Annotated in this window: 23 protein-coding genes, 1 tRNA gene and 1 pseudogene; 5 read left to right on the top strand and 20 right to left on the bottom strand. The window is 36.6% G+C overall.

Annotated elements, in window-relative coordinates; translation table 11 throughout:
* Nucleotides 1-43 precede the first annotated feature (43 nt).
* The 13 genes and pseudogenes from ric to CNR22_15920 all read right to left on the bottom strand — a co-directional run bounded on the left by ric (nucleotide 44) and on the right by CNR22_15920 (nucleotide 10,077).
* Complete coding sequence (gene ric, locus CNR22_15980) at nucleotides 44-769, bottom strand: iron-sulfur cluster repair di-iron protein (GenBank protein ID PBQ33209.1); 726 nt, start codon at nucleotides 767-769, stop codon at nucleotides 44-46.
* Between the two features lie 74 nt (nucleotides 770-843).
* Nucleotides 844-1,767 carry a tryptophan 2,3-dioxygenase gene (locus CNR22_15975; GenBank protein ID PBQ33208.1) on the bottom strand — a complete coding sequence of 308 codons (924 nt, stop codon included), beginning with the start codon at nucleotides 1,765-1,767 and terminating at the stop codon, nucleotides 844-846.
* A gap of 12 nt (nucleotides 1,768-1,779) precedes the next feature.
* Nucleotides 1,780-2,208 (bottom strand): hypothetical protein, encoded by a 429-nt coding sequence (locus CNR22_15970; protein PBQ33207.1) that lies wholly within the window; start codon nucleotides 2,206-2,208, stop codon nucleotides 1,780-1,782.
* Nucleotides 2,205-2,591 (bottom strand): globin, encoded by a 387-nt coding sequence (locus CNR22_15965; protein PBQ33206.1) that lies wholly within the window; start codon nucleotides 2,589-2,591, stop codon nucleotides 2,205-2,207. The genes CNR22_15970 and CNR22_15965 overlap by 4 nt, the downstream gene beginning before the upstream one ends.
* The gene (locus CNR22_15960) at nucleotides 2,591-2,998 is read right to left on the bottom strand and encodes a cytochrome C (GenBank protein PBQ33205.1); all 408 of its coding nucleotides are present in this window, start codon (nucleotides 2,996-2,998) and stop codon (nucleotides 2,591-2,593) included. Before CNR22_15960 ends, CNR22_15965 begins: the two co-directional genes overlap by 1 nt.
* 1 nt (nucleotide 2,999) lies before the next feature.
* Nucleotides 3,000-3,258, bottom strand: a pseudogene (locus tag CNR22_15955) (hypothetical protein).
* Nucleotides 3,255-4,265, bottom strand: coding sequence for a cytochrome-c oxidase (locus CNR22_15950; protein PBQ33204.1), 1,011 nt, complete (start codon nucleotides 4,263-4,265; stop codon nucleotides 3,255-3,257). Before CNR22_15950 ends, CNR22_15955 begins: the two are co-directional and overlap by 4 nt.
* Before the next feature lie 9 nt (nucleotides 4,266-4,274).
* Nucleotides 4,275-6,398 carry a cytochrome oxidase subunit I gene (locus tag CNR22_15945; GenBank protein ID PBQ33203.1) on the bottom strand — a complete coding sequence of 708 codons (2,124 nt, stop codon included), beginning with the start codon at nucleotides 6,396-6,398 and terminating at the stop codon, nucleotides 4,275-4,277.
* 82 nt (nucleotides 6,399-6,480) lie between these two features.
* Entirely contained in the window at nucleotides 6,481-6,819 is a 339-nt protein-coding gene (locus CNR22_15940; protein ID PBQ33202.1) for a hypothetical protein, read from the bottom strand.
* A 69-nt stretch (nucleotides 6,820-6,888) separates the two neighbouring features.
* Nucleotides 6,889-7,323, bottom strand: coding sequence for a transcriptional regulator (locus CNR22_15935; protein PBQ33201.1), 435 nt, complete (start codon nucleotides 7,321-7,323; stop codon nucleotides 6,889-6,891).
* A gap of 386 nt (nucleotides 7,324-7,709) precedes the next feature.
* On the bottom strand, nucleotides 7,710-9,038 hold the full coding sequence (locus CNR22_15930; protein PBQ33200.1) for an iron reductase: 1,329 nt from the start codon (nucleotides 9,036-9,038) through the stop codon (nucleotides 7,710-7,712).
* A gap of 34 nt (nucleotides 9,039-9,072) precedes the next feature.
* The gene (locus CNR22_15925; protein PBQ33199.1) at nucleotides 9,073-9,426 is read right to left on the bottom strand and encodes a DoxX-like family protein; all 354 of its coding nucleotides are present in this window, start codon (nucleotides 9,424-9,426) and stop codon (nucleotides 9,073-9,075) included.
* Between the two features lie 72 nt (nucleotides 9,427-9,498).
* The gene (locus tag CNR22_15920) at nucleotides 9,499-10,077 is read right to left on the bottom strand and encodes a cyclic nucleotide-binding protein (GenBank protein ID PBQ33198.1); all 579 of its coding nucleotides are present in this window, start codon (nucleotides 10,075-10,077) and stop codon (nucleotides 9,499-9,501) included.
* Nucleotides 10,078-10,486: 409 nt separating this feature from the next.
* Between CNR22_15920 and CNR22_15915 the strand changes: the two genes are divergently transcribed.
* The 3 genes from CNR22_15915 to CNR22_15905 all read left to right on the top strand — a co-directional run bounded on the left by CNR22_15915 (nucleotide 10,487) and on the right by CNR22_15905 (nucleotide 12,415).
* The gene (locus CNR22_15915) at nucleotides 10,487-11,074 is read left to right on the top strand and encodes a cyclic nucleotide-binding protein (protein ID PBQ33197.1); all 588 of its coding nucleotides are present in this window, start codon (nucleotides 10,487-10,489) and stop codon (nucleotides 11,072-11,074) included.
* A gap of 157 nt (nucleotides 11,075-11,231) precedes the next feature.
* The gene (locus tag CNR22_15910; protein PBQ34925.1) at nucleotides 11,232-11,792 is read left to right on the top strand and encodes a polyketide cyclase; all 561 of its coding nucleotides are present in this window, start codon (nucleotides 11,232-11,234) and stop codon (nucleotides 11,790-11,792) included.
* 86 nt (nucleotides 11,793-11,878) lie between these two features.
* Nucleotides 11,879-12,415: a hypothetical protein gene (locus CNR22_15905; GenBank protein ID PBQ33196.1), complete on the top strand. Its 537-nt coding sequence runs from the start codon at nucleotides 11,879-11,881 to the stop codon at nucleotides 12,413-12,415.
* 416 nt (nucleotides 12,416-12,831) lie between these two features.
* Here the strand turns inward: CNR22_15905 and CNR22_15900 are convergent, their stop codons facing one another.
* The 6 genes from CNR22_15900 to CNR22_15875 form a co-directional block, all read right to left on the bottom strand.
* The gene (locus CNR22_15900) at nucleotides 12,832-13,737 is read right to left on the bottom strand and encodes a hypothetical protein (protein PBQ33195.1); all 906 of its coding nucleotides are present in this window, start codon (nucleotides 13,735-13,737) and stop codon (nucleotides 12,832-12,834) included.
* A 458-nt stretch (nucleotides 13,738-14,195) separates the two neighbouring features.
* A complete protein-coding gene (locus tag CNR22_15895) occupies nucleotides 14,196-15,803 on the bottom strand; it encodes an MFS transporter (protein ID PBQ33194.1) in 1,608 nt (535 codons plus the stop codon).
* Nucleotides 15,787-16,932 carry a secretion protein HlyD gene (locus CNR22_15890; GenBank protein PBQ33193.1) on the bottom strand — a complete coding sequence of 382 codons (1,146 nt, stop codon included), beginning with the start codon at nucleotides 16,930-16,932 and terminating at the stop codon, nucleotides 15,787-15,789. Before CNR22_15890 ends, CNR22_15895 begins: the two co-directional genes overlap by 17 nt.
* Nucleotides 16,933-16,937: 5 nt before the next feature.
* Complete coding sequence (locus CNR22_15885; GenBank protein PBQ33192.1) at nucleotides 16,938-18,230, bottom strand: hypothetical protein; 1,293 nt, start codon at nucleotides 18,228-18,230, stop codon at nucleotides 16,938-16,940.
* Between the two features lie 72 nt (nucleotides 18,231-18,302).
* A complete protein-coding gene (locus tag CNR22_15880; protein PBQ33191.1) occupies nucleotides 18,303-18,929 on the bottom strand; it encodes a hypothetical protein in 627 nt (208 codons plus the stop codon).
* A gap of 774 nt (nucleotides 18,930-19,703) precedes the next feature.
* Nucleotides 19,704-19,790, bottom strand: a tRNA-Ser gene (locus CNR22_15875).
* A 53-nt stretch (nucleotides 19,791-19,843) separates the two neighbouring features.
* Between CNR22_15875 and CNR22_15870 the strand changes: the two genes are divergently transcribed.
* Nucleotides 19,844-21,448, top strand: a complete 1,605-nt coding sequence (locus CNR22_15870; protein ID PBQ33190.1) for a hypothetical protein — start codon at nucleotides 19,844-19,846, stop codon at nucleotides 21,446-21,448.
* 97 nt (nucleotides 21,449-21,545) lie between these two features.
* Nucleotides 21,546-22,646 (top strand): hypothetical protein, encoded by a 1,101-nt coding sequence (locus CNR22_15865; GenBank protein ID PBQ33189.1) that lies wholly within the window; start codon nucleotides 21,546-21,548, stop codon nucleotides 22,644-22,646.
* 374 nt (nucleotides 22,647-23,020) lie between these two features.
* Here the strand turns inward: CNR22_15865 and CNR22_15860 are convergent, their stop codons facing one another.
* Nucleotides 23,021-23,515 (bottom strand): hypothetical protein, encoded by a 495-nt coding sequence (locus tag CNR22_15860; GenBank protein PBQ33188.1) that lies wholly within the window; start codon nucleotides 23,513-23,515, stop codon nucleotides 23,021-23,023.
* Between the last annotated feature and the right edge of the window lie 8 nt (nucleotides 23,516-23,523).

Raw genomic sequence — 23,523 nt, 5'->3', positions numbered from 1 at the left:
TGACTTTGCTAAATTTTTCGGTTGCCTTTCTTTACACTTTAGCTTATTGCGGATTAGATTTTTCCATTTCTATTGATTTAGGAAACAAAATATTATTCTCTAAGTGGATGTGCAGGTGCAAATCGGCTTCAAATTCTTTTAGTAATGCAAAGGTTACTTTGTAAGTGTTACAAGCATCTAAAGGAGGAGTATAATTATTGCTTAGTTTGGCAATTTGTCTGAAAATCTCACCTTCGGTATCATGCTCGTGCATCATCATAGTTATAGGGTTTTGAACTGTTCCAAAGGAAGGTTGAGGTGAGGCCTGATTCTCACGCCTTGTATGCGCCAATTTTCTAACGAATGGAAACAGAATCAGTTCTTCTTTTTTCATGTGTGCTGCCAACTCACCAGCCGATTGGTTAAAAAGTTCTTTTATTTCAAATAACTCCGGATGATTCTTACCATGTACAGTACAGATTTTGTCGAGGTATTGTTTCAATACAGGTGTTTTATCTTCCACATACCTGTGATGCTTTTTCTCGATGAAATCGGTTAATAAATCTAAGGGCCAGGATTTGTAGTCCGTCACCTGGTTCGCTTCATTTGCCTTTACTTTTTTGAGCTCCAGCTCCAAAACGTTTCTGCTTATATTATTGCTTGCACAAACTTCGTCCATCATTTTATTGCCCTTACAACAAAAATCGATACCGAATGATTCAAAAACTGCCGCGGTGCGGTAATCGTCTGCAACGATTTCGCCAATTGTTTTTTCTTTAGTTGTATTCATAGTGTTTTATTTTTTATTTATTTATATACTCATGGTCATGTTCTACAGGCAGAATTATACTGTCTTAAGATCACTCATTTTGCCATAGTTTCATTTGACTTCCCCCATTCTGACAGTTCATTTTCAGTCCACAACTCAGGAAAAAATTTTCGTTGCTGAAACTGAGGGTGCAAATATTTTTTCCACTCAGAGCCACCTGTAGCCGCTTGATTTTCGCCTTTTTTATCTAAATAATGCTTTGCGGTATTGAGATGAACCTGCGGCCACTTGATATTATAGAGGCAATCAAACTCTTTCAATATTTGTGTAAGTTCAGCAGAGGGGTTCTTAATTTTTAATACATGCTCCTCCAATGTTTTTCCTTTTACTTTTTTAGCAAGAGATATAAAACGGTCAAGATACTTTTCTTCAAATTGTTTTAGGGTTAACGTTTTCTCCCCTGAATTCCTGTTCATACCGGCGTCTTTCCAGTAAATATGCTCAAAGTACTCCTCTATGGATGGATGGTCTGAGAGTCGCTTCTTTCCTTCCTGATTAATTAAATTCCCAATACGTGTACAATAAATTTCTATTAATCGGAATTGAGCGCTTTGAAAACCACTTGCGGGAGCTAAAGCTGCCCTGAATGTATTATAATCTTGGTAGTCCATACCATCTTTCATAACATCAAACGAGTTGATTAACATCACAGTATAACGATTAAGGCGGCTCACTTTTGTAATTAAAAAGGCCTCCGTAATGGAAGTGGCATAAACAATTTGTTTTATTTCGTGTATCATCAGCTTAAGGAATAATTCCGTTATTTGATGATACATAATAAAGATTTCTTCATCTTTAAAATCTGTTCGTGTTTTTTGCAATGATAAAAGCGTATCCACCTCAACGTAATCCCAGTAGTTAATGGGCTTTGATTGGAGTAGTCCTTTAAAGTATGTATCAGAATTTTCTCCCAATGCTTTATACTTATCTTCAATTTGTTGAATAATTGTTTGTTCCATAGTTGATTATTTTTAAAATTTAATACTGTAAATAAAAAGTGAAATTGTTTTCGTAACTTCAAATGCAACATAATACAAATGTGCGTTTGACGCAGGTACTGACTTGCCATCCATATGCAGTTGAGCTCTCGCATCTAAGTAAGGCAACAACAGAAATGTTTGCATCACAAGCAAGATTACAGCAAGAAGAAGAAATAGATTAAATGGCGCAGAAACAGAACCTTTTGAACACAATAAAGTACTAACTAATGCGATGGCAAAAACCCACTCCACTTTGTTTAACGCACTAAAAACTAACCTTCCAATGCCTAATCCTATCGACAGATTTACTCCTGGTGCTCTGAATTTTAACCAGGCTTCCATAAAACTGATTGCGCAAACAAAACCAATCCATAAATAAATTACGGCAAACGCGAATAAATCTTTTGTAGTGCTTGTCATAAAATTAATTTGTCTGTGTTGTTTTTATAGTACTCTATTTTATGATAAAACATTTCGGCCATTTTTTCGGCTCTCCATTTTGCCTCTGCCGCTTTTTCTCCGCTAAAATTTTCATCAATTGTTTCATAAAACAATAATAGCCACCTATCGAAATGATGGTGTGTTACAGGAAGTTTAGCATGAGGAACAAACGGACTGCCGTTATAGGTATGTTGATTTAATAAAACGGTCTGCCAGAAGCGATACATCTTCTCTAAATGAATAGGCCATCTGTCTTGAATTTTATCATTAAAAACTGGTGCCAATAAACTGTCGGTTTTTACTTTTGTGTAAAACGCATCCACCAATAATTTTATGTCCTCAATGGTTATTATTTCTTTCATTATAGAAATGTATTTAAAGCGGTTACTACGTAATAAATTACCCATCCAACATAGCCAATCACTAAAGCCCAAAGCCAGGCAGGGATGCTTTGGGGAGTTTCACTACCTTCAATCAAAAAACGTTTTTGATCACCTTTACCATAAGCATTTATCATAATTGGTAAAACACCATCTACTACTTCGTTTTCTGAAATACCTTCAACGGCAATTGCAGGGCCGTTGCGAACAACAAATGGAATGAGGCGGATGCCTTCTTTACCCAGTGGATCCTTACTTACAATTTTAAGTTTATGCGCTCCATCAACCAACTTGCGGGTGTCAAGTTCAAAATTAATAGGGGCTTCAAACTCTCCAGATGGGATCATTTCTTCGTCTAAGAATATGATGACTTTGCTGTTGGCGTTCATTTTAGTCGTTGTTTAAAATAAAATACTTAATGTGTGATTTGTTTTTTTCGCCTGGTTTAATAAGCCACTTTATAGAAAAAAAAAAGTGTTGCTACTGCTATAAAAACAACTGTCCAAACGATAACATAATCCCAGCTGGTATCAGGCCCGGTGCCATGTAAAATGCCCCGTAAAACTTTCGGCTGTTGTCTTTCGCATACAGGACAAGCCATGGCAACTGTTTGCAGAAATATAATTAGTAGTACACCTATTTTCTTCATTTTGCCGCTGTTGCTTTAATTTTAATAAAATCCATTATTTTTTTTATTTCTTCGGGCTTTACCTTTTTACCTGTGTTTCCCCAACTGGTTCTTTCATAATTAATAATTGCCGCAACATCCTGTTCGGTAAATTCCATATTTGTACCTACTGCCGACATCACTCCATACTCCGCCCGCGCATCATAGCCATTCATAATAATATCGACATATAACTCCAGATTTTCTCCGTTTACAATAGGGCTTCCCTTTAGGGACGGGAATGCGCCCTTAAGACCTTCACCATTTGCCTGATGGCAACTTTGGCAATTTGCAATATAAAGGGCTTGTCCATCCAGATCGGTTTTTGCATTACGGGTTATAGATTGTTTAACCTGTCTTTTATATAAGAAACCTGGTGCTTTAGCACCATCAGGTAAGGGAATTTGTTTTAAAGATTGTATATAAGCGACTAATTGTAAGGCCTCTTTTTTTGCAACCACTTTACCATTAATTCCCTTCAGAAATTCAGAAGGCACATTCACAACAACATCTGTTTTAGCCGGGTGTCGTTTAGACTCGAACAACCATTCGTAGGAAGGCATGATAGATTGTTTAACAACTGTTCTTGGATTAAACAAGTGCATTAAGTTCCAATCCATACTTGGCTGCCTGTTTCCAACATCTGTTAAATCAGGTCCCGTTCTTTCCGTACCCATAAGGGTTGCAGTGTTTTGCCAAAAACTTGTTCTTTCAATATTTGCATAATCGGCAGCCATACCGGGTCTTGAACCGAATACTTTATCCATCTCTACATTTCTCACTTGTTGTGAATGACAGGCAACGCAACCTTCAGATATGTATATCATTTTACCCGCCAGGGCATCTCCGCTCAAGGGTTTTGATTCGGGTAGCGGTTCAGTGTTTTTTTGATTCTGCAGAGCAGGCATAATTGCGGTAAAGAAGGTTAGTCCCAAAAACAAAGCACCAGCCGTGGTATATAATTTTTTATGATCGCTAAATATATTCATGCTGCTTTGTTAATTTCCAATACTTGATGTTAAGTGTCTGATGGCTTCTTCTTTAATATCAATTTCCACAAGTGGTTTTCGGGTCATTTTGTAGAAATTATAAGCGAACACAAAGTGAGATAAAAACATTAAACTACCGCCAATGGCCCTCCATAGCCAATAGTCAAACATCATAATTACACTATCAATAAACGGCTTGCCCTCCATCCAAATCATGCCTTTAAGGGTACCGCCAATTGATAGAGGAATCGCGTAGAACAATAAGCCAATAAAAGCCAGCCAAAAGTGAGCGCCTACAGTATACTGTTGTGGCTCAATGCCTGTTAATCTAGGTACAATTGTATAGGTGCCACCCCAAATGGCGAATGTGATTATACCATAAAAACCAAGGTGAGAATGTCCCACAGTAAAATCGGTGAAGTGCCATAAGAGATTTGTAAACTTAAAGGCCTCCGCAGTACCCTGCATAGAAACAACGAAATAATACATAACCGCTATAAAAAAGAATGGAAGCGTGTAGCTGTTTGATACTTTTTTCCACTGCCCCTTAAATGTAAAAAAGTAGTTAATTGTAGCCGCCACAACAGGAATGATCATGCCCCCGCTCCCCACAATAGCAACTGTTTGTAACCACCATGGAATGGCACTAAACACAAAATGGTGCGTTCCTATAATTGTATAGAACAAAATTTGTGTCCAGAATGCCAATATCCCCAAGCTATAGGCGTAGATTGGACGGTTTAATTGTTGGGGGATAAAATAATATAACAATCCAAGTGTGTATAAGGTAAACCACATGCCAACACCCGAGTGCATATAATAGCCCTGAATAATTGTTTCGCTAATGCCATTTTGCCAAAAAGGCAAATAGGCTGTTAGTGCGATTATAAGTGTGAAAATAATAGATGAAAGGATGTACCAATTTGATATATAAATCTCTTTGGTTGTGCGGTTGGCCACCGTTTTTAAAAAATTTAATAACGTGAGAATAAGAGCAACCGCAAATAATAACATTATTGGCCAGATATATTCTCTAAACTCACCGCCACCATTGTTAATCCCAGCCATTAAACTGATGGTTCCGAAAATTACCATAGCATTAATTAGCCATAGTGCATGCCAACCCCATCTGATATTATGTATTTTTGCATTGCTAACAGTTGGCACTACATAATAACCGAGGCCAATAATACCTAATGATGCCCAACCCCAAAATACCATGTTGGTATGAACTGGTCTTAACCTTCCAAAACTTAACCAGCTGATGTGATCGGCATCTGGTGATACAAATTTTATTCCTACATACTCACCAATCGTCCCTCCAAGTGCTAACCAGAAAGCAGCGCATCCTAAATACCATAAAATTAATTCTGTAATGTCTTTGTCGAGACCTGGCCTCGGAATCGCCTTCTTTTTTTTAGCAGTAAAATGCACGTCATGGTCTGGGCTGGCATTTTGAATTACTCCAATGCTGTCTTCGGCTTCATGGTTCCCGGATAGTTCATCATTGGATAACGCATAATCAAGTGCGGCCTTGCGTTTTAAAAGAACATTTTCCAGTTCATCCTCTTCTAGTTGCGAGAGATGTTCTGCAAATCGTTTGGCTTCCTGCAGCTTATTCTCATTGCTGTAATGTTTAAATGCACTAATCGCCCTGTTAATCGCAAATAGTACACCTAAAATAATTGGAATGAGAATAAGTAAGAGGGTAATTAGTATACCTGTTTGACCAGAAAGATCTTCTTTCGTATTGGTCGTGTTTTGCGCTGAGAGCCCGCAACAAGAAAACAGCAAGAATACAATTGAGAGAGTAGTTTTATTTGAGTTTTTATTTTTTGCGTACTTGATCTTTAGGAATTGCTCTATTTGTTTGGAATTTAAGGCGCTGAGATAATTTGAAAATCTCCCTTGTATATCTTGTTTAGACCATGCCCTATGCCGAGCAAATGAAGCATTGAATTTTTTCACTAAACACCAAACTGGTAAGGAAAACGCAACTAGTAATACTATAAGTATAAAATAAAATGAGAAGAGCGTTTTTTCGGGATGAAGAATAGTATTTACCTCTTGTGCGCTTAAGCAGAGTGAAGTATTAAATAAGCATATAAGTATTATTGTGAAATGTCGTTTCATGTATCGCATTTTATTGACTTCTTAAAGGGTGGCTGTCTTACAATGAATGATTATAAGGTACCGGTAGAATTCACGAGTGCTCTTAAAAATTAATGAGAATAAAAATTGTATTTACCATAAAGCTCAGATAAACAATGGTGAGGCAAATTTTTGGCGGACCTAAAGCGATAAATACAGCATTGCTCATCATTGCTACAGATGCGCAGATGCACAGCATAATGGTATTGGCGTAATTATGAAGTATAAAACCACAAGCAATGGATGCCAGGCAGCTCTGCGCTGTAATGTATATAGGCATCCAAAAAAAACGTGCCCTTTCAAATTTGGTGGCTTGCACATCCAGCCACTTTGATGTGCTTCTGTTTGAGTTGTTTTGAATTAACTGACTAGTCTGGGTTTGCGACGGTTTTGAAGTGTCCATGGTTTTTAATTTATGATTTTTTAATTAAGTATATTAAGATCTTTATATCCTTTATTAATTTAATTTTTTTTATCGGTGTAAAAATGTTAAACCTTTGGTCAGACCTACCGACAATTCTAAAACAGAAGTGTTTTCAAGCATCTTTTTTAATTCGTCGCGAACTACCTTGAATTTATCATGTACCGGGCAAGGCTTCTTTTCTGAACAGTTTTTAAACCCCAATCCGCAGCCTCTGTAAATTGCATCACCATCAATTGCTGAAACAATTTGACTCAATTTTATTTTTTCCATTTCTTTTTTGTCTATTTGAAAACCACCATTCGGGCCTTTAACAGAATCAATGATGCTATTTTTGGAAAGCTGTTGTAAAATTTTTGCGGTATATGCTTCAGGGGAATCTATTTCTTTAGAAATATCCTTTAGGCCTACCCTGTTATCCTGATTAGATTGAACTGCGATATAAATTGTAGCCCTAATGGCGTATTCACAAGCTTTTGAAAACATTCTAAGTGTATTAGGGCACAAAAATAATTATTTTATATTAAAGGACAAAATTATCCTTTACTATTTTAGACACTTTTATTTTAAGATGGATTTAAACTTTAAAGTTACCTTGTAACACCCCCCCTTTAGCATCAAAGCCTTCCACCCACAATTTTCCGATGTTACCCAAACTAATATTTTTGGCTCCTGACTTAAGTTTCCATCTTCAGCCACTGCAATAGTTCGGGAAGTATTTCAGAAAACAGAAGTTTCATTTCACCCTTTATCCGACTGCCAGAAGAACTTTCTGTTTATTTTCAGCACCAGGTTCAGGAAAATTTCCGATGTATTTGGCATATCGCTTCTGTAAAATATAACTGCAGCTTTTATTTTTTCTGTTAATTAAGTTAACGCATGCTAAAACTCTCATAGTGGAGATTTCGCCTATTAAATTCAAGTAACGTTAAGCCTTTATCAATGACTGATCTTAATCGAACCGGGCCACAGAACCAAACACTCATCTTTTCCAGGTGCTGAAATTTCATTTTTAAAATATCTGTCTTAAAAAACTCTCCCTTGTTTTCATTCAGATGATAAAGGGTTACCCCTGCTTTGTTGCACAGCTCTTTTAATGAAGCTGGAAATTGTTGGTCTAAATCTCCTTTTGTGCAATACCAAAAATAAACAGGTTTTTTAGCGCCTCCACTCTCTGCTAAATATTCTAACCGTGCTAAGAAAGGAGTGATACCAATGCCTCCGGCTATCCACACTTGCCCTTCGGAATCGTCTTCAAATTTAAATTCACCGTACGGACCTTCAAGCTGCACGTACTGACCAACGGCAATCTTATTTTTTAGATCGCTTGTAAAATCCCCTAACTCTTTAATGGCAAAGCGCAGCACATTCGCATGTGCAGAAGATGCAATAGAGAAAGGGTGTGGCTCCTCGCTATGTTCGAATTTTAGAAAAGCATATTGTCCCGCTTGGTGACTAAATCGCTTAGTGCTTGTTCGCATACGAATATCCATAATTTTAGTTTCATGCTGATCAATAGAAGTGATTATAGCCATTGTTTTACGTGATTTACTAATTAATCTGAATAGCGAGATAAAAGCCGCAACGCATCCAACAGAAATAATTGCCAATACAATAAAAATCTTTGGGTCGCGGTACCAATGTTCTTTTAGGGGTGCAGTAGCACCGTGATAGGCATAAATTAAAAATACTCCGGGAATGAGTTTATGCATTTTTCTAAAAAAATTATAGGAGATCTTTTTAGAAAGCGAAACCGTTATGAGAAAAATAAAAACGTAAAAAAGTACCTCAGCTAAAAGTGTACCAGATTTATAAAGTAGAACTTCTGGTTTCGTGTATTGCCTTATATCAATAAATGCCTCCGGATCTGGTACCACATTCAGTTTTACCATTAGCAACGGTATTTTGTCTCCAAGCCAATGTATTACAACGAACACCGTTGTAAATATCCCTGTCCATTTATGCACCTCATATGATTTATCCAACCCGCCGAAAATTGAATTTATTTTTGGGATCCGAAGTGACAATAACATAGCTGCGACCATCAGGGTCATACTACAAATACCTGTTACATACATAAACTGCGCCTGCATTTCCCATGCTGTAGGGTTGTCAATTAAGTGACTTAAACCTGGAGAAAATAAATAAATTGATACCGCTAGTGTAATAGAACCTATTATCCAGTTTGTGGTCTTTCTCATTCTAAACTATTTTAGATTATTAACTGTTGAGCTGTTAATTGGAGGATAGCAGAAATAAGCAGTTAGCAATAGGGCCAGCAAACAAGGCAGATCCTGACTGCTCCAATGGACCTCCAGATTCCAGATGCGCTATAAAACCTGAAAGCATAGTAATGCCAAATCCGGCGTAAGCCCACTCTTTCAGGCTTGCTTTTATGATAGGTAATAACAAGATAATTACACAAGGAAGTTTTGCACTACCTAACTCTACTCTCAGATAGTTCGGCAAACCGAAATGCTTGCACAGTTTTTTAGCTTGTTCAGCTGCTAGATAAACGTAAGCATTCTTAACCATCCATAAAGAGAAGAACACTGTTGTTATCCAATAAATGATCTCTTGTGTCTTCATGTCCTTTACTTTATAAAACAAAGCTACATGAGGTGAAAGCCACGATGCAATAACAAATGTTATTAAAAATACCTAGTGCTTCATCTTTGCTAATTTGGATTTTATGCGACTAAGATGTACGCTCGATACTCCTAAATAGGAGGCAATATAATGCTGAGGGATACGCTGAATTACTTGCGGGTTATTCTTTATAAGATTATGGTAACGTTCTTCGGGTTTATCTTTTATGAACGAAAGCGAGTGCTTCATGTAATGTATATTTCTATCGTGTAAAGCATCAAAAACCTTATCTCTTGTAAGTTTTGATTTCATCGCATCAGAAATAATAATATCCATATGCTTTTTACTAATTACCCACAATGAGCAATGCTCTAGTGTTTCAATACTAACTAAACTTGGAATTCTATTTTTGAAACTCTCGGAGGAAGAGATACGCTGATCTTCAAAGAAAAATTGAAAAGTAACATCTTTTCCGTTTTTTTCAAACCATACTCTGATACACCCTTTCTCTATATAAAACACTTTCTGAGCTACTTCGCCTTCTTTCAATAGTATTGTTTTGGCAGGCACCTGAACGGGTTTAAAAAACTCACTATAAATCTTCCACTTTTTATCACTCAAAGAATACATTTGTTTTATTCGTTCGATCATACAAGTAAAATTATTTAGGTAGATATAAAGATAGGGTATTTTAATTCTGATATATGATCTAGTCACTGGAAGATGTCCAAACCTAAGTCGCTACCTAACTACAGCTGTTTAGTAAATCAGGAAATTAAACTACAAAAACCTGAACCATAAAAACAGTTGATGGAAGCTAACCAGAGGCATGTATCTTTACAGCAGGGGCCTGGGAATGAATGTTGTTAATCCCATCTCCTCTCAGAGTATGAATAGAAATAAATAAAATGCAGGGCAAAATTACACAACGGTTATTCGGGAAGACGATAACATATGTTATCAAATGCGGAAGTTGTTTTTTTTCAGATTAATTTACTCTGTCAAAATATAAAAATACTATTTTTTAAATTTTCGTATATTTCGCTTTTCTAATTTTAGTATGCCGAACTTATTAAAACTTCAGATTGAAAATACAATAAAACAAAGTCTTAGTTCGGAACAATTCGAGGCTTTATTAAAATTAACTTTTGTAAAAAGCTATGATAAAAAAGACTTTCTCGTTGAAGAGGGACGCAGCAATAATTATATTTATTTTATTCTGAAAGGCTCTTGTTACTCCTACATCGAAAAAGACAATGGTGCTAAAAGTGTTGTGCAGTTCGCACTGGAAGGAAATTGGATTTCTGATTTATGTAGTTTTTTTTCAAGTGGAAAAGCGATTTATAACGTGGTGGCATTGGAGTCTACTGAAGTTCTAGCTATAAGCCGGGAAAATTTTGAAGCTGTTTGCGATACTATTTTAAGTCTTAATAAATATTTCAGGATAATAGTTCAGAACGCTTATATTACAGCACAATTAAGGATAGCAAAAACAAACATCACTGAAGCCGACGAGAGGTATTCTGCTTTTTCTCAACAATATCCGGAATTCGTGCAAAGAATCCCACAATACTTAATTGCCTATTATTTAGGAGTAAAACCCCAATCTCTTAGTCGCGCTCGTAAACCAAAAGCACAAAAGAAGTAAACGCGGTATACTGCAACTACTATAGTCTTAGCCTACTCTACGCGTTTTCTATTAATTAACATATGTGAATCATTAGTGGTTTTAATTAATCGATTTTTGCTTCCTTAAATTATCTACAAAACTAAAACAGGAAAAAATGAAAAAAAATTTGAATAAAATGAGCTTCAGCTTAATAAGTGTTGCTATTCCAGTAATTTTAATTTTAAGCAGCTGTTCGCAAAAAGAAACTGAACAAAAAGCAGATAGCAAACAAATAGAGGCAAAATCAACTGCCGAAGATGAAGCGGCAAAAATGAACACACTACTAACGCGTTTCGACAGCCTTGACTTCGTAGTTTATTCAAATCAACAATGGGAGAACTTACACGCCAGCCATGCTGATAATATTTTAGTTCATTATCCAGATGGACACACTACCACGGGTCTCCCGGATCATATCAAAGAGTTAACCCCAACTTTTGTTTTTGCACCGGATGTAAAAGTGACGGAACATCCTGTAAAGTTTGGCCATGGAGAATGGACCTCCGTTATAGGAGTTGTTGAAGGCACATTCACTAAACCTATGCCAATTGGAAATGGTAAATCAATTCCTCCGACAGGTAAAAAATTCCGTTTTGAGATGTGTACGGTTGGGCACTGGAAAAACGGCAAGATGATCGAAGAGTATTTGTTCTGGGATAACTTGAGTTTTATGAAAGAAATAGGGGTCATGCAATAATTCTAATTCGGGCAGCTTGTGCTGCCCGAATTAAAGTTTACTTATAAAAATTCTTTATTAAAACTAAAAGTTACAAGAAAAGTTTTATGGAAAATAAAACCAAATGGATATTAGATCCGGCACATAGCGAAATCGTATTTAAAGTCAGGCACCTGATGCTGACAAATGTTACAGGAGCATTCGAGAAATTCACTTCAGAATTTACTTCATCAATTGATGACATGAGTAAAGCGAATATAAGTGCTATAATCGAAGCGTCTTCTATTTGCACCCATTTTATCGAGCGTGACAATCACTTAAAAAGCGCCGATTTCTTTGATGTTGAAAATCACAAAAATATTAGATTTGAAAGTGATTCTTTTATAAAACTTGATAATCTAAATTATAAATTAAATGGGAGACTTACCATTAAAGGCATTGCAAAAAAGGTTTCGTTTGATGTGGAATATGCAGGTGTGAACAAAGATCCCTGGGGAAACCAAAAAGCAGGCTTTTCGTTAAACGGGAAAATCAATAGAAAAGACTGGGGACTGTCTTACAATGTTGGCTTAGAGTCAGGTGGCTTTTTAATTGGTGACGAAATCAAAATTGCGGCAGAAATACAATTCCTTAAACAGGATTAATTTGAAAAAGAAACTTGTTGCCCTTATTCCATGTTAACATGAAAATTTTTCTTCACTGCAACAGAATAAAAATTAAAAATAGTGTCAACAAAAGGAGTACAGGTTTTGGTAGTTCTATAACCCGATGATATTCAGCGATGGTTTTATTAGGTTGATCTTTGGCACAGTCATAGTGTAAAATAATGTTTTTCTGAAGCAAAATAGTCAAACCCCATTTAAATCAGTTGGCATCAGCGAAGTGGCTAATTGTTTCTGTTGCTGCTATTTTCATAACACAAAGGTCCTTAGTCTTCAAAAAAGTTACCGGCTTCAAATCTATCCTGGTTTTAGTCAAAGCTAACGTCGCTACTTTTATTCGCACTCTCTTAAATGGGTGGGGTTAGTCCGATCGTTTCGTCCAAATTTAAGAGCTATTTTTATTGCACCCTGTGATTTCTATACTGCGAGGGAGAAACTCCTAAATGACGTTTAAAATATTTACCCATGAAAGACTGGTCAGCAAAATTAAGAAGCTCAGCAATCTGATTAATACTGAATTTTGGGTTATCGAGTAATTGCTTCGCTTCAAACATAACTTTTTCATCAATAAGTCCCTTCGCCGATTTCCCGGTTATCTCGTTTACTATTTCGCTAAGGTATTTTGGAGTAATGGAAAGTTTATCTGCATAATATTTTAGGCCTCTTTGTTCTTTAAAAGTACTGTTCATAAATTTTATGAACTCCATAACAACATAGTGTTTTCTTGAAGATTTTTGATTTAGAGAGTTACTATAATTTTTGCCCATTGCTGTCATTTCGTAAAGAAATATACGAAATGCGTATTTTACGATATCTTCTCCAAAGGGATGTAACTCCACCTGGTCGTTTTTAACTTTTAAATCTTTTATAAGTTTTAAAAGTGATTTTGCTTCCTGTTTATCAAAAAAAAGGACGGAGCCACTATTACCAGTGATAAATTCCACCATATTCACTTCGTGATCTTTCATCCCTATTTGCAACAAAAATTTAGAAGTAAATAATACAACGTTTACCTTTGCATTACTATTTTCAAAAGATGTGTTAACAAAAGTGTTTGGTCGTAAAAACAAAATGGAATTTTTTACCGCCGTTTGTTTCTGTTGATTTATTTCAAAATTCAGTTCCCCGTTCAAAAAAAATAATACTGAGAAAAAATCTGAACGTGTTACATTAAATATTCTAAAGTATTCAGTGGCCTGAATATCGGTTGTAACATACAACTCAAGTTTTTTGTTTTTTGTGGTTAAGTCGGCAAATCGGGTAAGCCCTGTGGGATTTGTTTTTAGCAATTGAGTGGCTTTCATTTTTAGCAGGTTTTCTTCTAATAGTAATTACTAAACAGGTCACAAGTTTTAATGTAGGCTTAGTTAAGCGATGGGGTGTTATTAGTTAAAGCGATTTTACACTAAAAGATCAGCCGCTAAGTCTTCGGCAGCGATGCTTCCTGATAAATAGTACCTTGCCGATGAACAGCCACCAAATCCCTAAACAGCTTCATCAAACCATTGGCACCCACTTTTGAAAGCGGCAGCTATTTTTTCTAAGCTTTTTTTTTGCTGAGTGAAGATGCGCTCCAATTTCAATGATTTAAAATCCTGGGACAATAGTGAGAAACAGGCAATTAATAGGTGCTTGATCAGAAACTCCGGTTGTGTTGGAAAGGATGATAATCTTTCCGACGAAAGCACTTATTTTTTTATCCTGTAAATAGTCTTGAACATTCGATGATTCTCATTCTAAAGTGTATTGCAGATTCAAAAAACTAATGCTCTGAAATAGCCTCAGGCTTTTCCACTTTCTTATGACGAATCAGTAATACTAAAGGAATACAAACCAGCACTGCAAAGCCCACCATCAGAAATCCCTGATTATAATTTACCAGAGCTTGTTGTTTGAACAAAGCACCCTCTAAAGATCTATACGCTAAAGCTTGGGCTTCTTCTAAACTACGCCCCGCTGCAAGATAATTTTGGGTCAATGTCGAAATTCTATCAGCGCTCAACGTATCGTAAATATTAATATAGCCTAACATATTGCCACGAATTTGAGCGGCGGACTTTATCAAATACAAGTTTAATATCGCAATCCCTAATGCTCCACCCAGTTGCCGGTTCATATTAGCTAAACCCACTGCTTGCGCCATATCTTTTCCTTTTAAACCTGCAACTGCCAGGGTTAGAATAGGCGACATCATGAATGCCATACCAAATCCACGCATGTAGAACGGAATATAAAAATTGCTTTCATTAGAATCTGGCGAAGCTGAACCAAGCAACATTAAAAAGCCAAAAATGAACATGATGCCCAGGGTGATAATAACTTTAGGATTAGCACCCTTGCCTAATAATCTTCCAACCATAAGCATACCTACTATGGCACATAATGCACCAGGTATCATAAACACACCAGTCTGGGTCGCTGTCCATCCCAATGATATTTGTGCAAATAAAGGGAAGATGAATATGGATCCGAATAATAACATTCCCAACATTAAATTCATGAAGCTGCCGATAACTAAATTGTAATTTTTGTAAAGCCTTATGTTTACTGCCGGGTAATCAATACTCAATTCCCTATAGATAAAAGCAATGATTCCAAATAAAGCAACAATAGAAACGACACTAATTTCATCACTTTCAAACCAATCTTTTGAAGTGCCTTCTTCTAAAACAAACTGTAAAGAGCCAATTGCGAGCACTAAAAACAAAATGCCCCACCAGTCCATTTTCCGGGGTTTTACAGCGCCTATTCTATCTGTAATATATGTCCAGGATAAAAAACTTGCTAAAACACCAATAGGAATATTTACAAAAAATATCCATTGCCACGAAATATGATCCGTAATATAACCACCCAGGGTTGGACCAAAAGTTGGCCCAAGGATCATTCCCATTCCAAATATGGCGTTTGCAGTATTAATTTTCTCGGGTGGAAAAGTTTCAATAACAATAGTTTGTGCAGTTGATAATAAGCCGCCGCCACCAAGTCCCTGAACAAAACGCCAAAACACCAGTGTCCATAAACTCTCTGAAAATCCGCACATTAATGAAGCTGCAGTAAATATTACTACAGAAGCTGTAAAATATAATTTACGGCCAAACCAATCAGAAAACATACTTGTAAGGGGTATAATGATGACGTTGGAAATTGCATACGAGGTTGTTACCCACGCAATCTCCGTAGTAGTTGCACCAATACTTCCACTTATTTCTCGCAGAGATACGTTTACAACAGTACTATCAATCAATTCTAAAATAGCACAACTAATTGCTGTAAGAATGATGATCCATTTGGTTAAACCCGTAGGATAGACGATTTGATTTTGCGATAAAAGAGTATTGCTCACAGTCTTATTATTTAGTATGAATATCTACTTCTGCACTAAGCCCCGGTAAAAGTAAGCCGAGTAATTCTCTGGGATATTCTGTAATTAAAATTTTCACGGGTACACGTTGCGTGATTTTCACAAAATTTCCTGTAGCATTGTCAGGAGGCAATAACGAAAATCTCGCACCTGTTGCACCACCAAAGCTTTGTAGTTTACCTTGTATATGAGCCTTTGGAAAAGCATCTATTTTAATATCTACTGGTTGGTTAGGACGCATTTCATTAATTTGCGTTTCTTTGAAATTAGCACTGACCCACAGATTATTATAATCAACAGCTGAGCATACAGGAGTTCCTATTTGTAAATACTGTCCAACATCGATTGATTTTTTTGAAATAATCCCATCAAACGGTGCTTTGAGAAATGTATTATCCAATTGTGTTTGTGCTAAAGCTAATTCCGCTTCACGTTGTTTTACAATTGCCTCAGCTAACACAATTTGAGATTTTTGTCCATCGGCTTGCGATTGAAGGCCGCTAGCCTGAGACGAAGAAGCCTGATAGTGTTTTTCTAACATATCCCATTGCGCTTTAGATGTTTCAAATTCAGCTTTTACCGATTCAAATTGCTGTTGACTTACTGCGCCATCTTTCAGCATTTTATCCATGCGATTCATTTCTTTTTCATTCTTTGAAAATTTTGCGCGCGCTGATGCAATATTATCTTTGGCCGCCTGGCTATTTAAACTAGATGCCATTGCATTCATATCCGCGGTACTTGCTCCCGATTTCGCAATTTCCAATTGTGCTTTTGCACTTTCTAAAACAGCTTGAGCCTGTTTAAGCCTGGTAACATAATCTTTGCCATCGATTTCGATGAGCACATCACCCTTTTTTACCATTTGATTATCTGAAAAATTTACCTTTGTTACAAAGCCTTGAACGGTAGCCCGTATGGGCATAATGACTGCGTCCACTTGTGCGTTGTCGGTTTTTTGATGCCCTATGCCGCTTATCCACACATACACTACAAGGGCAATAACAAGGGCGGCAATACCACCTATTATTTTGAATTTTTTCTTTTTTCCTGCTGCTTTATTTTCTAAATTATTTTCTTCCATTTGATTTGTATTTGTAGTTATTGTTTCCTGATGATCTTGTTTATTTTCCATGATGTTTAGTATCCTAAAGTTGTGTTATAGTTTTGTTTGGCCATGAATAGTTGTAGCTCGTGTAATTTCAAATTAAACTGTGCCTGGTTTTCCGCGTTCAAGTCAACAATATATTCAGACGATGTAATTACACCATTATCTAATTGACTGGAGGACGCTTTGCGAACAGACGTTTTTGCTTCCACAATTTTATAATCCATCACAAGCATTCTCTCCAGCTTCGTAATCTCTTCCTGCTGCTGTGCTAAAGTTGCCTGTAGATTTAAATCAAATATTTTTCTTTGATTAGTTAAAATATCATTAGTGATATGCAAATTATTTTTGTCTTTACCAGATGTATAGAAACCTGTTAAGTTCCATGATAAACCCGCGCCAACTAAACCATAAGGCCTAAAATCATTGTTCAGAAAATTCAAACCTGGCCGTCCATAATAACCTTTTGCAAACACAAAAACTTTTGGCAGGTTATTTTTCGTGATCATACTTTCTCTCAGTTTTAGATTGCTACTCTGCAATTCGTACAATCTATATTCAGGACGTATGTTAGCAGATTGAAGTTGTATTTCTTTTTTAATGTCGGTGAATACTACATTCGTATCCATTTGCTTATTAGTAATGATGGAAAGAGTTCTATACCAACCACTCAAATTTGAATTGATCTCTTCCAGCTTTTGCTGAGTGGTTAAATATTCAGATTCCAACACTAAGAAACTACTTGACAAAGCTGCTCCATTAGTAACGGCTGATTGCATTTTTCGCCGTTTTGCTTCCAGTTCCTTCATGCGTAAATACATTATTTTTTTATTCTCTTGTTGTAAACATACATTACCGTACAATTGATTAACTCTGTCTTTCAATTTTATAAAGTCTACATCTATTTGCTGAGATTGAATTTCAGAGTTTTCTTTTTCCATTTGCTTTTGAGTTTTAACAGCACCGTAATCAAAAAGATTTTCTCTCAACTCTAAACCAAAGGCGTATTGATCAGGCTTTTGTTTAAAACCTGTACTACCCGGTAGTGGCAATGCTAACTCTGTTACCTCACTTTGATACGTTGCTTGCCCGGTTACATTTATTTGGGGTAAAAAATTAGTGCCTGCCTGCTTGGCTTTATTAGCACCAATATCTCTATACATTTGTTTTTGTTTTAGTAAGGGATAATTCTCCTTCGCCAACGTTTGTAATTGTTCTAACGTATACTCTTCTTTTCGTTGTGCCTGTAATGACAAGGCACCAAACAGGGCAGAAAAGCATACCGCGTAATTCATTATTCTCATTGTTTTTAGTTTTGTTCTCATTGTTCAATTTTTACTTTACGTGTAATTTCCAATATTAATCATACGACTGACTAATTTTTAAGGCAAATTTTTTTAATTTGTTTTTGCAATTAAATAACCATGCGCCATTTCTTTTAAAAACGTTTTAACATGTTTTTTAAATGCAGGATCATCTAAGCTGCTGGCTTTTGAATCGGAGGATAACCAGAATATACCCACTGTTTCTGTTTTAATTAAAAGGGTGAGCGTGCCGGTAATAGAAGCCATAAACAAGCGACTGTCGATGTTCTTAAATTCTTTCTCTTTTTTCCCTTTTTCAACTATCTCGCTCAGGAACTCATGATTTTTTTTAATCAGAGCATATGCATAATCCAGCAGGTCAGAATGCTTTTCTGAAAGCACTTCGCTATGCAGGATGCGGTGAAAACGCCTGTGTTCAAACATGTGATCAACATATACGTCAATGATTGCGTCTACCTTTTTTATGGTTGGCAAATCCAACTTATCAATTACGGCAAAACTATCGCGAAAAAAACCTAATTTACGATCAATTAACGCTTGCAATATTTTGTCTTTTGTGCCGAAGTAATAAGTAAGCATCCCCAGGTTTACTTTAGCAGCAGCAGCCAGCATGCGAGTAGATGTTTCGTTAAAACCATTTTTTGAAAAAAGCTCTTCTGCTTTTAATAAAATATGCTCTCTTTTATCCACGTCTTTCATAATTCTGACACAAAGTTAGTCATTTGTATAATAATACCAACAATTGAAAAGAAATATTTTAGGGAATGTGAACCTGATAAAGATAAACAATTGTTACTCAAAGTTTTAAATTTAGAACCGATCCACCTACTTCACTGTTATTAGCGCAGCTAATTTCAGTAACTGATAAATTGATCATCACCATCAACTGTAAACCCAATTAACCTTGCCAAAGCAATGGTGGGGTTATTTGCCTTTGCTATGTAAGGGCTGCTGCCATCAACCCTTAGCAAAGAATTTGGTGACACCGAATTCTCCACCTCAGCCTTGCGATTTAATGAATGATTTTAATAGTAATAAAAATCAAAAAGCCCGTTAATCCTAAGATTGACGGGCTTTGATTTGATTTGGTGATCTTTTGCGGAGACCGAGGGATTATTGACATGATCCCTAATGCCTCCCGGAGTCAGAATACAAAAGAAGCCTCGTGAAAAACGAGCCTTCTTTTTTGTTCGCCACTTCACGCATTAAAGCTAAAGGGCTTTATGCGCTCATGTCAAACAAAAAAGGGTTTAAGCTTTCGCTTAAACCCTTTTGCTATTTATCCGCGGAGACCGAGGGATTATTGACATGATCCCTAATGCCTCCCGGAGTCAGAATACAAAAGAAGCCTCGTGAAAAACGAGCCTTCTTTTTTGTTCGCCACTTCACGCATTAAAGCTGAAGGGCTTTATGCGCTCATGTCAAACAAAAAAGGGTTTAAGCTTTCGCTTAAACCCTTTTGCTATTTATCCGCGGAGACCGAGGGATTCGAACCCTCGATACAGTTACCCGTATACACGCTTTCCAAGCGGGCTCGTTCGACCACTCTGACAGGTCTCCGGATTTTTCAATTAAGTACGCTTCTATTAAGCAGCGTAAAATTTGGAAGGCAAATGTACATTTTAAAGCCTACTTATGCAAGTGCTCGTAATTTATCCAGCAAACTTTCAACTACTTCTGAGGTAAGTGATTTAATACGGTCTCGCTCTGATATGTTACCAAAGCGTGTTTCAGTAAGTAATGACTTCTCTTGTTTGTCAAGGATTCAATACAAAATTATGCGATCACTTATCACGGCATGCCTGCTCTTATCGCTGAAATTAGCTTCGCAGGAAGTTCCGCAACTGGATACACTTGTCTTAAAAAATGGTCTAAAAGTGTGCATGGTAAATTATGGCAGAGACTCCGTTTTAAACGTCAGGTTAGTTATTAACGGCGGACAAAAAAACGAAAACTCCTGTCAGGTGGGATACAGCAAGCTTATTCAACATCTCATCGCTGAAACTTTAAAGGAAAAACAAAAATCGCTTTTCAAAAAAAAGAAAAAAATAAAATGCGAATTAAATCAGGGACAAACTATCATAAGCGGAAACTGCGCTGTAAAAGACTTTAGCAAGCAAATGAGTTTACTGAGTTCTTCACTTTTAAAATTACCGTTTAAACCTAATCTTATAGACAAGATCACCTCCAATCTTATGGACTTTAATAGCCCTGAAAAAATCACTACAGAAACTGTATTTGCTGCTTTTGAAAGCTTGTTTTTATATGGTAGTAAAAACCCTTTGGGAAGAACCTATTGTCAATATGCCATTCAAAAAGTACTTCCTGAGCAACTCAGGGAGTTTTACTACCAACACTATAATCCAGTAAATACGTCACTGCTTATTTGCGGAAATTTTGATAAAGAAGAAATTAAAAAACTCGTGAACAGGCATTTCAACAGGTGGAAAACTTTACGCAAAGAGCAAAAAGTAAATGATGAAGATTTAAAAATATTGAAAATCAAAAGCAAAACAATTTGCTTTATCAATAAACGTGATCAAAAAGATTTTCAGCTTACATGGCTCCAGGCAGCGCCTTCCTTCAGGTCTGCTGATTACTATGGCTTTGTGCTGGCCTGCGCTTTGTTTGATGATTTTATTGCAGTAAAAACAAAAATGAAACAGGACACGGAAAAGAGTTTGAGTTTTGGGCCTGTAACCTATTCCAACAATTTTATCGAAATGAAGTGGATAAGTTCAACTGAACTGATTAAAACAATCTCCTTCTTCGACACCCTCCTCCACGAATTTCATGCCTATAATTCTTCGGATAGTCTTTTAAACAGAGTCGCAAAAAAATTAAAAGACGGCGCTGATAGTAGCAAAACTGCGGAATCTATTTTATGCTTTTATAATCCTTTAGTTTATCCTTTTGAGTCCCGCAAAAATTATGTTTCGGCCTTTTCTGTAATCACAACAGATAACATTCGTCTGATCAAGCAAAAATATTTTAGCCCGGATGCTTACAAATTAATGATCGTAGGGAGAGAAGGTCCTGAAACTGACCGTTTGGCCTTGCAAAAAAAAATAACAAAATATCAAAGTACAGACTTCCAAACCTGCGACGAAACCTGCATTCCACCAAAAGAACGTTGGAAACCTCATTGCGAGCATGCACGCCTATTCTGCAGGAATTGCTGGAAGCTTGGGAGATTCTGGGGCAAAAACAGATGTTAACGCGGTTTTGAACTGTCATTTGTGTCTAACTCTGACTGCTTAGGCAGTTTATCCTAAGTGGTTTTACATACATTTATGATACACTCCGGATTCATAAATGAAATCAACTAAGAAAACGGCCTCGCAAAATCTTCAAAAAGCCATTCAGGAAATAGAAGACTACGCCATTGTACTCTTGGACTTCAAGGGAACTATTATCGATTGGAATAAAGGTGCTCAAAAGATTAAAGGGTATGCACCCGAAGAAATCATCGGCAAAAACTTCACTACCTTTTATACAAAAACTGACGTAGAAAATGGTAAACCGGCAAAACTTTTCAAACAGGCGATCCAGGATGGTATCGCCAGGGACGAAGGTTGGCGCGTTCGTAAGGGTGGAGATCTCTTTTGGGCAAGCATAACTATAACCGCAACACACGATGAAGAAAATAGTGTAATCGGATTTATAAAAGTTACGCGCGATCTCACTGAAAGAAAAAGATCAGAAGAAATGGTCGATCTGCTTGTAAAAAAGCTGTCTTACCAAAACACCCAACTACTCGATTTCGCCCACATCACTTCACATAACCTAAGATCGCCAGTAGGAAATATAGGCGTTTTACTGACTCTTTACAAAGAAGCAAAAACTCAGGATGAAAAAAATCTGCTCTTTAGCAAATTAGAATCTGTCTCTGCACATCTTTCTGAAACCTTAAACTTACTCCTGGAAAGTTTAAAAATAAAAGAAGATATTAATAAGGAGCGTGAAAATCTGAAATTTAATGATCTTTTCCAGAAAGTCAGCGACATGCTAACGGCACAAATCACCGAATCTAAATCAAAAATAACTACAGACTTCTCACAAGCTCCAGAAATTAAGTATCCGAAAATTTACCTTGAAAGTATCTTTCTGAATTTGTTAACCAATTCTATAAAATACGCTTCACAAGACCGAACTCCTGAAATACACTTTGAAACAAAAATTACAAATCAGGGTCTGGCACTTGTGCACACTGATAATGGACTTGGCATAGATTTGAATAAATACAAAGACAAAATATTCGGTCTCCATAAAATTTTTCATCGCGTAGAAAATGCTAAAGGTGTGGGACTTTTTATGACACGTTCGCAAATAGAAGCTATGGGCGGAACTATTTCTGTTAAAAGTGAAGTAAATAAGGGAAGCGTTTTTACGATCCTATTCAACCAAAAAACTTAATGAATCTGTCTTTTATAAATTTAAAGACCACAAATAATTTTCAATCCCGGTTAATCTTTTCTCTTCTGTGTTCTTTTATTTATCAGGTAACCCTGTTTTATCCGGGGGAACAAAGTTCATGCCTGTGAGACATTAAAACACATTTCGGGCATCGTCTGCTGGAAAAAAGTCGACTACTTAACCACCATTCTTCAAATTTGAGTAAAATCAATAGGTTGGTAAGCGATTTAATGCGGCACTTCTGAAAACAAAGGGAAACGCATCCAATTAATTTAAGGAAAAGAAAACACGGCCTTCACCAAAGATCTTAATCGAGCATAACTAAAAAAAGCCACCTTTTCAGATGGCTTTCGTTTTTAAAGATATTTTAAAGACTAGTGATGCTCTTCAGCGCCATGACCTTCTGATCCGTGTTCAGCACCTGCATCATGAGCAGCTCCACCAGCATGATGTCCGCTGTTTAATGCAGCTTGCTGCTCTACAAAAATTTTGTCAACGCGTGTATGGTGTCCTGATGATCCTGAATAGGTACCTTCTGTTAACACGATAAAAATCGTGTAAAACATAAATACGATATACGGAGAAAGGATAGCCCATTTAAAAAATTTCACTTCATGTTTTAAGTGCATAAACCATAAAACGATGGCTGCAGCTTTAGCAATAGTTAAACCTATAAATAAAGTTTTTAACCACCAGGTGCCACTCCAGCCTTTTTCAGGAGCAAGAAACCCAACAACTAATTCGAAAATAGTAATAGCTAACATCACCCAGAAAACTCTCCATAAAATTTTACGGGTTGCTTTTCCTTCTTCCTCGCCGTGATTGGCCATCACTTCGTAATTTGAATAATGATCGTGAAACTCTGACATACTTTTTA

This window comes from Sphingobacteriaceae bacterium (assembly GCA_002319075.1).
In the GTDB taxonomy this organism is placed as follows: domain Bacteria; phylum Bacteroidota; class Bacteroidia; order B-17B0; family Aurantibacillaceae; genus Aurantibacillus.
The sequence above is the reverse complement of the archived record's forward strand: the minus strand, read 5'-3'. Positions and strand labels throughout refer to the sequence as shown.

Bases quoted from the DNA above. Each gene is read 5' to 3' on its own strand.
- CNR22_15965 (PBQ33206.1), bottom strand. From the start codon at position 2,591: ATGAAAGAAATAATAACCATTGAGGACATAAAATTATTGGTGGATGCG.
- CNR22_15870 (PBQ33190.1), top strand. From the start codon at position 19,844: ATGTACATTTTAAAGCCTACTTATGCAAGTGCTCGTAATTTATCCAGC.
- CNR22_15860 (PBQ33188.1), bottom strand. From the start codon at position 23,515: ATGTCAGAGTTTCACGATCATTATTCAAATTACGAAGTGATGGCCAAT.
- CNR22_15960 (PBQ33205.1), bottom strand. From the start codon at position 2,998: ATGAACGCCAACAGCAAAGTCATCATATTCTTAGACGAAGAAATGATC.
- CNR22_15930 (PBQ33200.1), bottom strand. From the start codon at position 9,038: ATGAGAAAGACCACAAACTGGATAATAGGTTCTATTACACTAGCGGTA.
- CNR22_15940 (PBQ33202.1), bottom strand. From the start codon at position 6,819: ATGGACACTTCAAAACCGTCGCAAACCCAGACTAGTCAGTTAATTCAA.
- CNR22_15975 (PBQ33208.1), bottom strand. From the start codon at position 1,767: ATGGAACAAACAATTATTCAACAAATTGAAGATAAGTATAAAGCATTG.
- CNR22_15925 (PBQ33199.1), bottom strand. From the start codon at position 9,426: ATGAAGACACAAGAGATCATTTATTGGATAACAACAGTGTTCTTCTCT.
- CNR22_15900 (PBQ33195.1), bottom strand. From the start codon at position 13,737: ATGAAAGCCACTCAATTGCTAAAAACAAATCCCACAGGGCTTACCCGA.
- CNR22_15935 (PBQ33201.1), bottom strand. From the start codon at position 7,323: ATGTTTTCAAAAGCTTGTGAATACGCCATTAGGGCTACAATTTATATC.
- CNR22_15915 (PBQ33197.1), top strand. From the start codon at position 10,487: ATGCCGAACTTATTAAAACTTCAGATTGAAAATACAATAAAACAAAGT.
- CNR22_15970 (PBQ33207.1), bottom strand. From the start codon at position 2,208: ATGACAAGCACTACAAAAGATTTATTCGCGTTTGCCGTAATTTATTTA.
- CNR22_15950 (PBQ33204.1), bottom strand. From the start codon at position 4,265: ATGAATATATTTAGCGATCATAAAAAATTATATACCACGGCTGGTGCT.
- CNR22_15890 (PBQ33193.1), bottom strand. From the start codon at position 16,932: ATGGAAAATAAACAAGATCATCAGGAAACAATAACTACAAATACAAAT.
- CNR22_15880 (PBQ33191.1), bottom strand. From the start codon at position 18,929: ATGAAAGACGTGGATAAAAGAGAGCATATTTTATTAAAAGCAGAAGAG.
- ric (PBQ33209.1), bottom strand. From the start codon at position 769: ATGAATACAACTAAAGAAAAAACAATTGGCGAAATCGTTGCAGACGAT.
- CNR22_15905 (PBQ33196.1), top strand. From the start codon at position 11,879: ATGGAAAATAAAACCAAATGGATATTAGATCCGGCACATAGCGAAATC.
- CNR22_15945 (PBQ33203.1), bottom strand. From the start codon at position 6,398: ATGAAACGACATTTCACAATAATACTTATATGCTTATTTAATACTTCA.
- CNR22_15910 (PBQ34925.1), top strand. From the start codon at position 11,232: ATGAGCTTCAGCTTAATAAGTGTTGCTATTCCAGTAATTTTAATTTTA.
- CNR22_15885 (PBQ33192.1), bottom strand. From the start codon at position 18,230: ATGAGAACAAAACTAAAAACAATGAGAATAATGAATTACGCGGTATGC.
- CNR22_15865 (PBQ33189.1), top strand. From the start codon at position 21,546: ATGAAATCAACTAAGAAAACGGCCTCGCAAAATCTTCAAAAAGCCATT.
- CNR22_15920 (PBQ33198.1), bottom strand. From the start codon at position 10,077: ATGATCGAACGAATAAAACAAATGTATTCTTTGAGTGATAAAAAGTGG.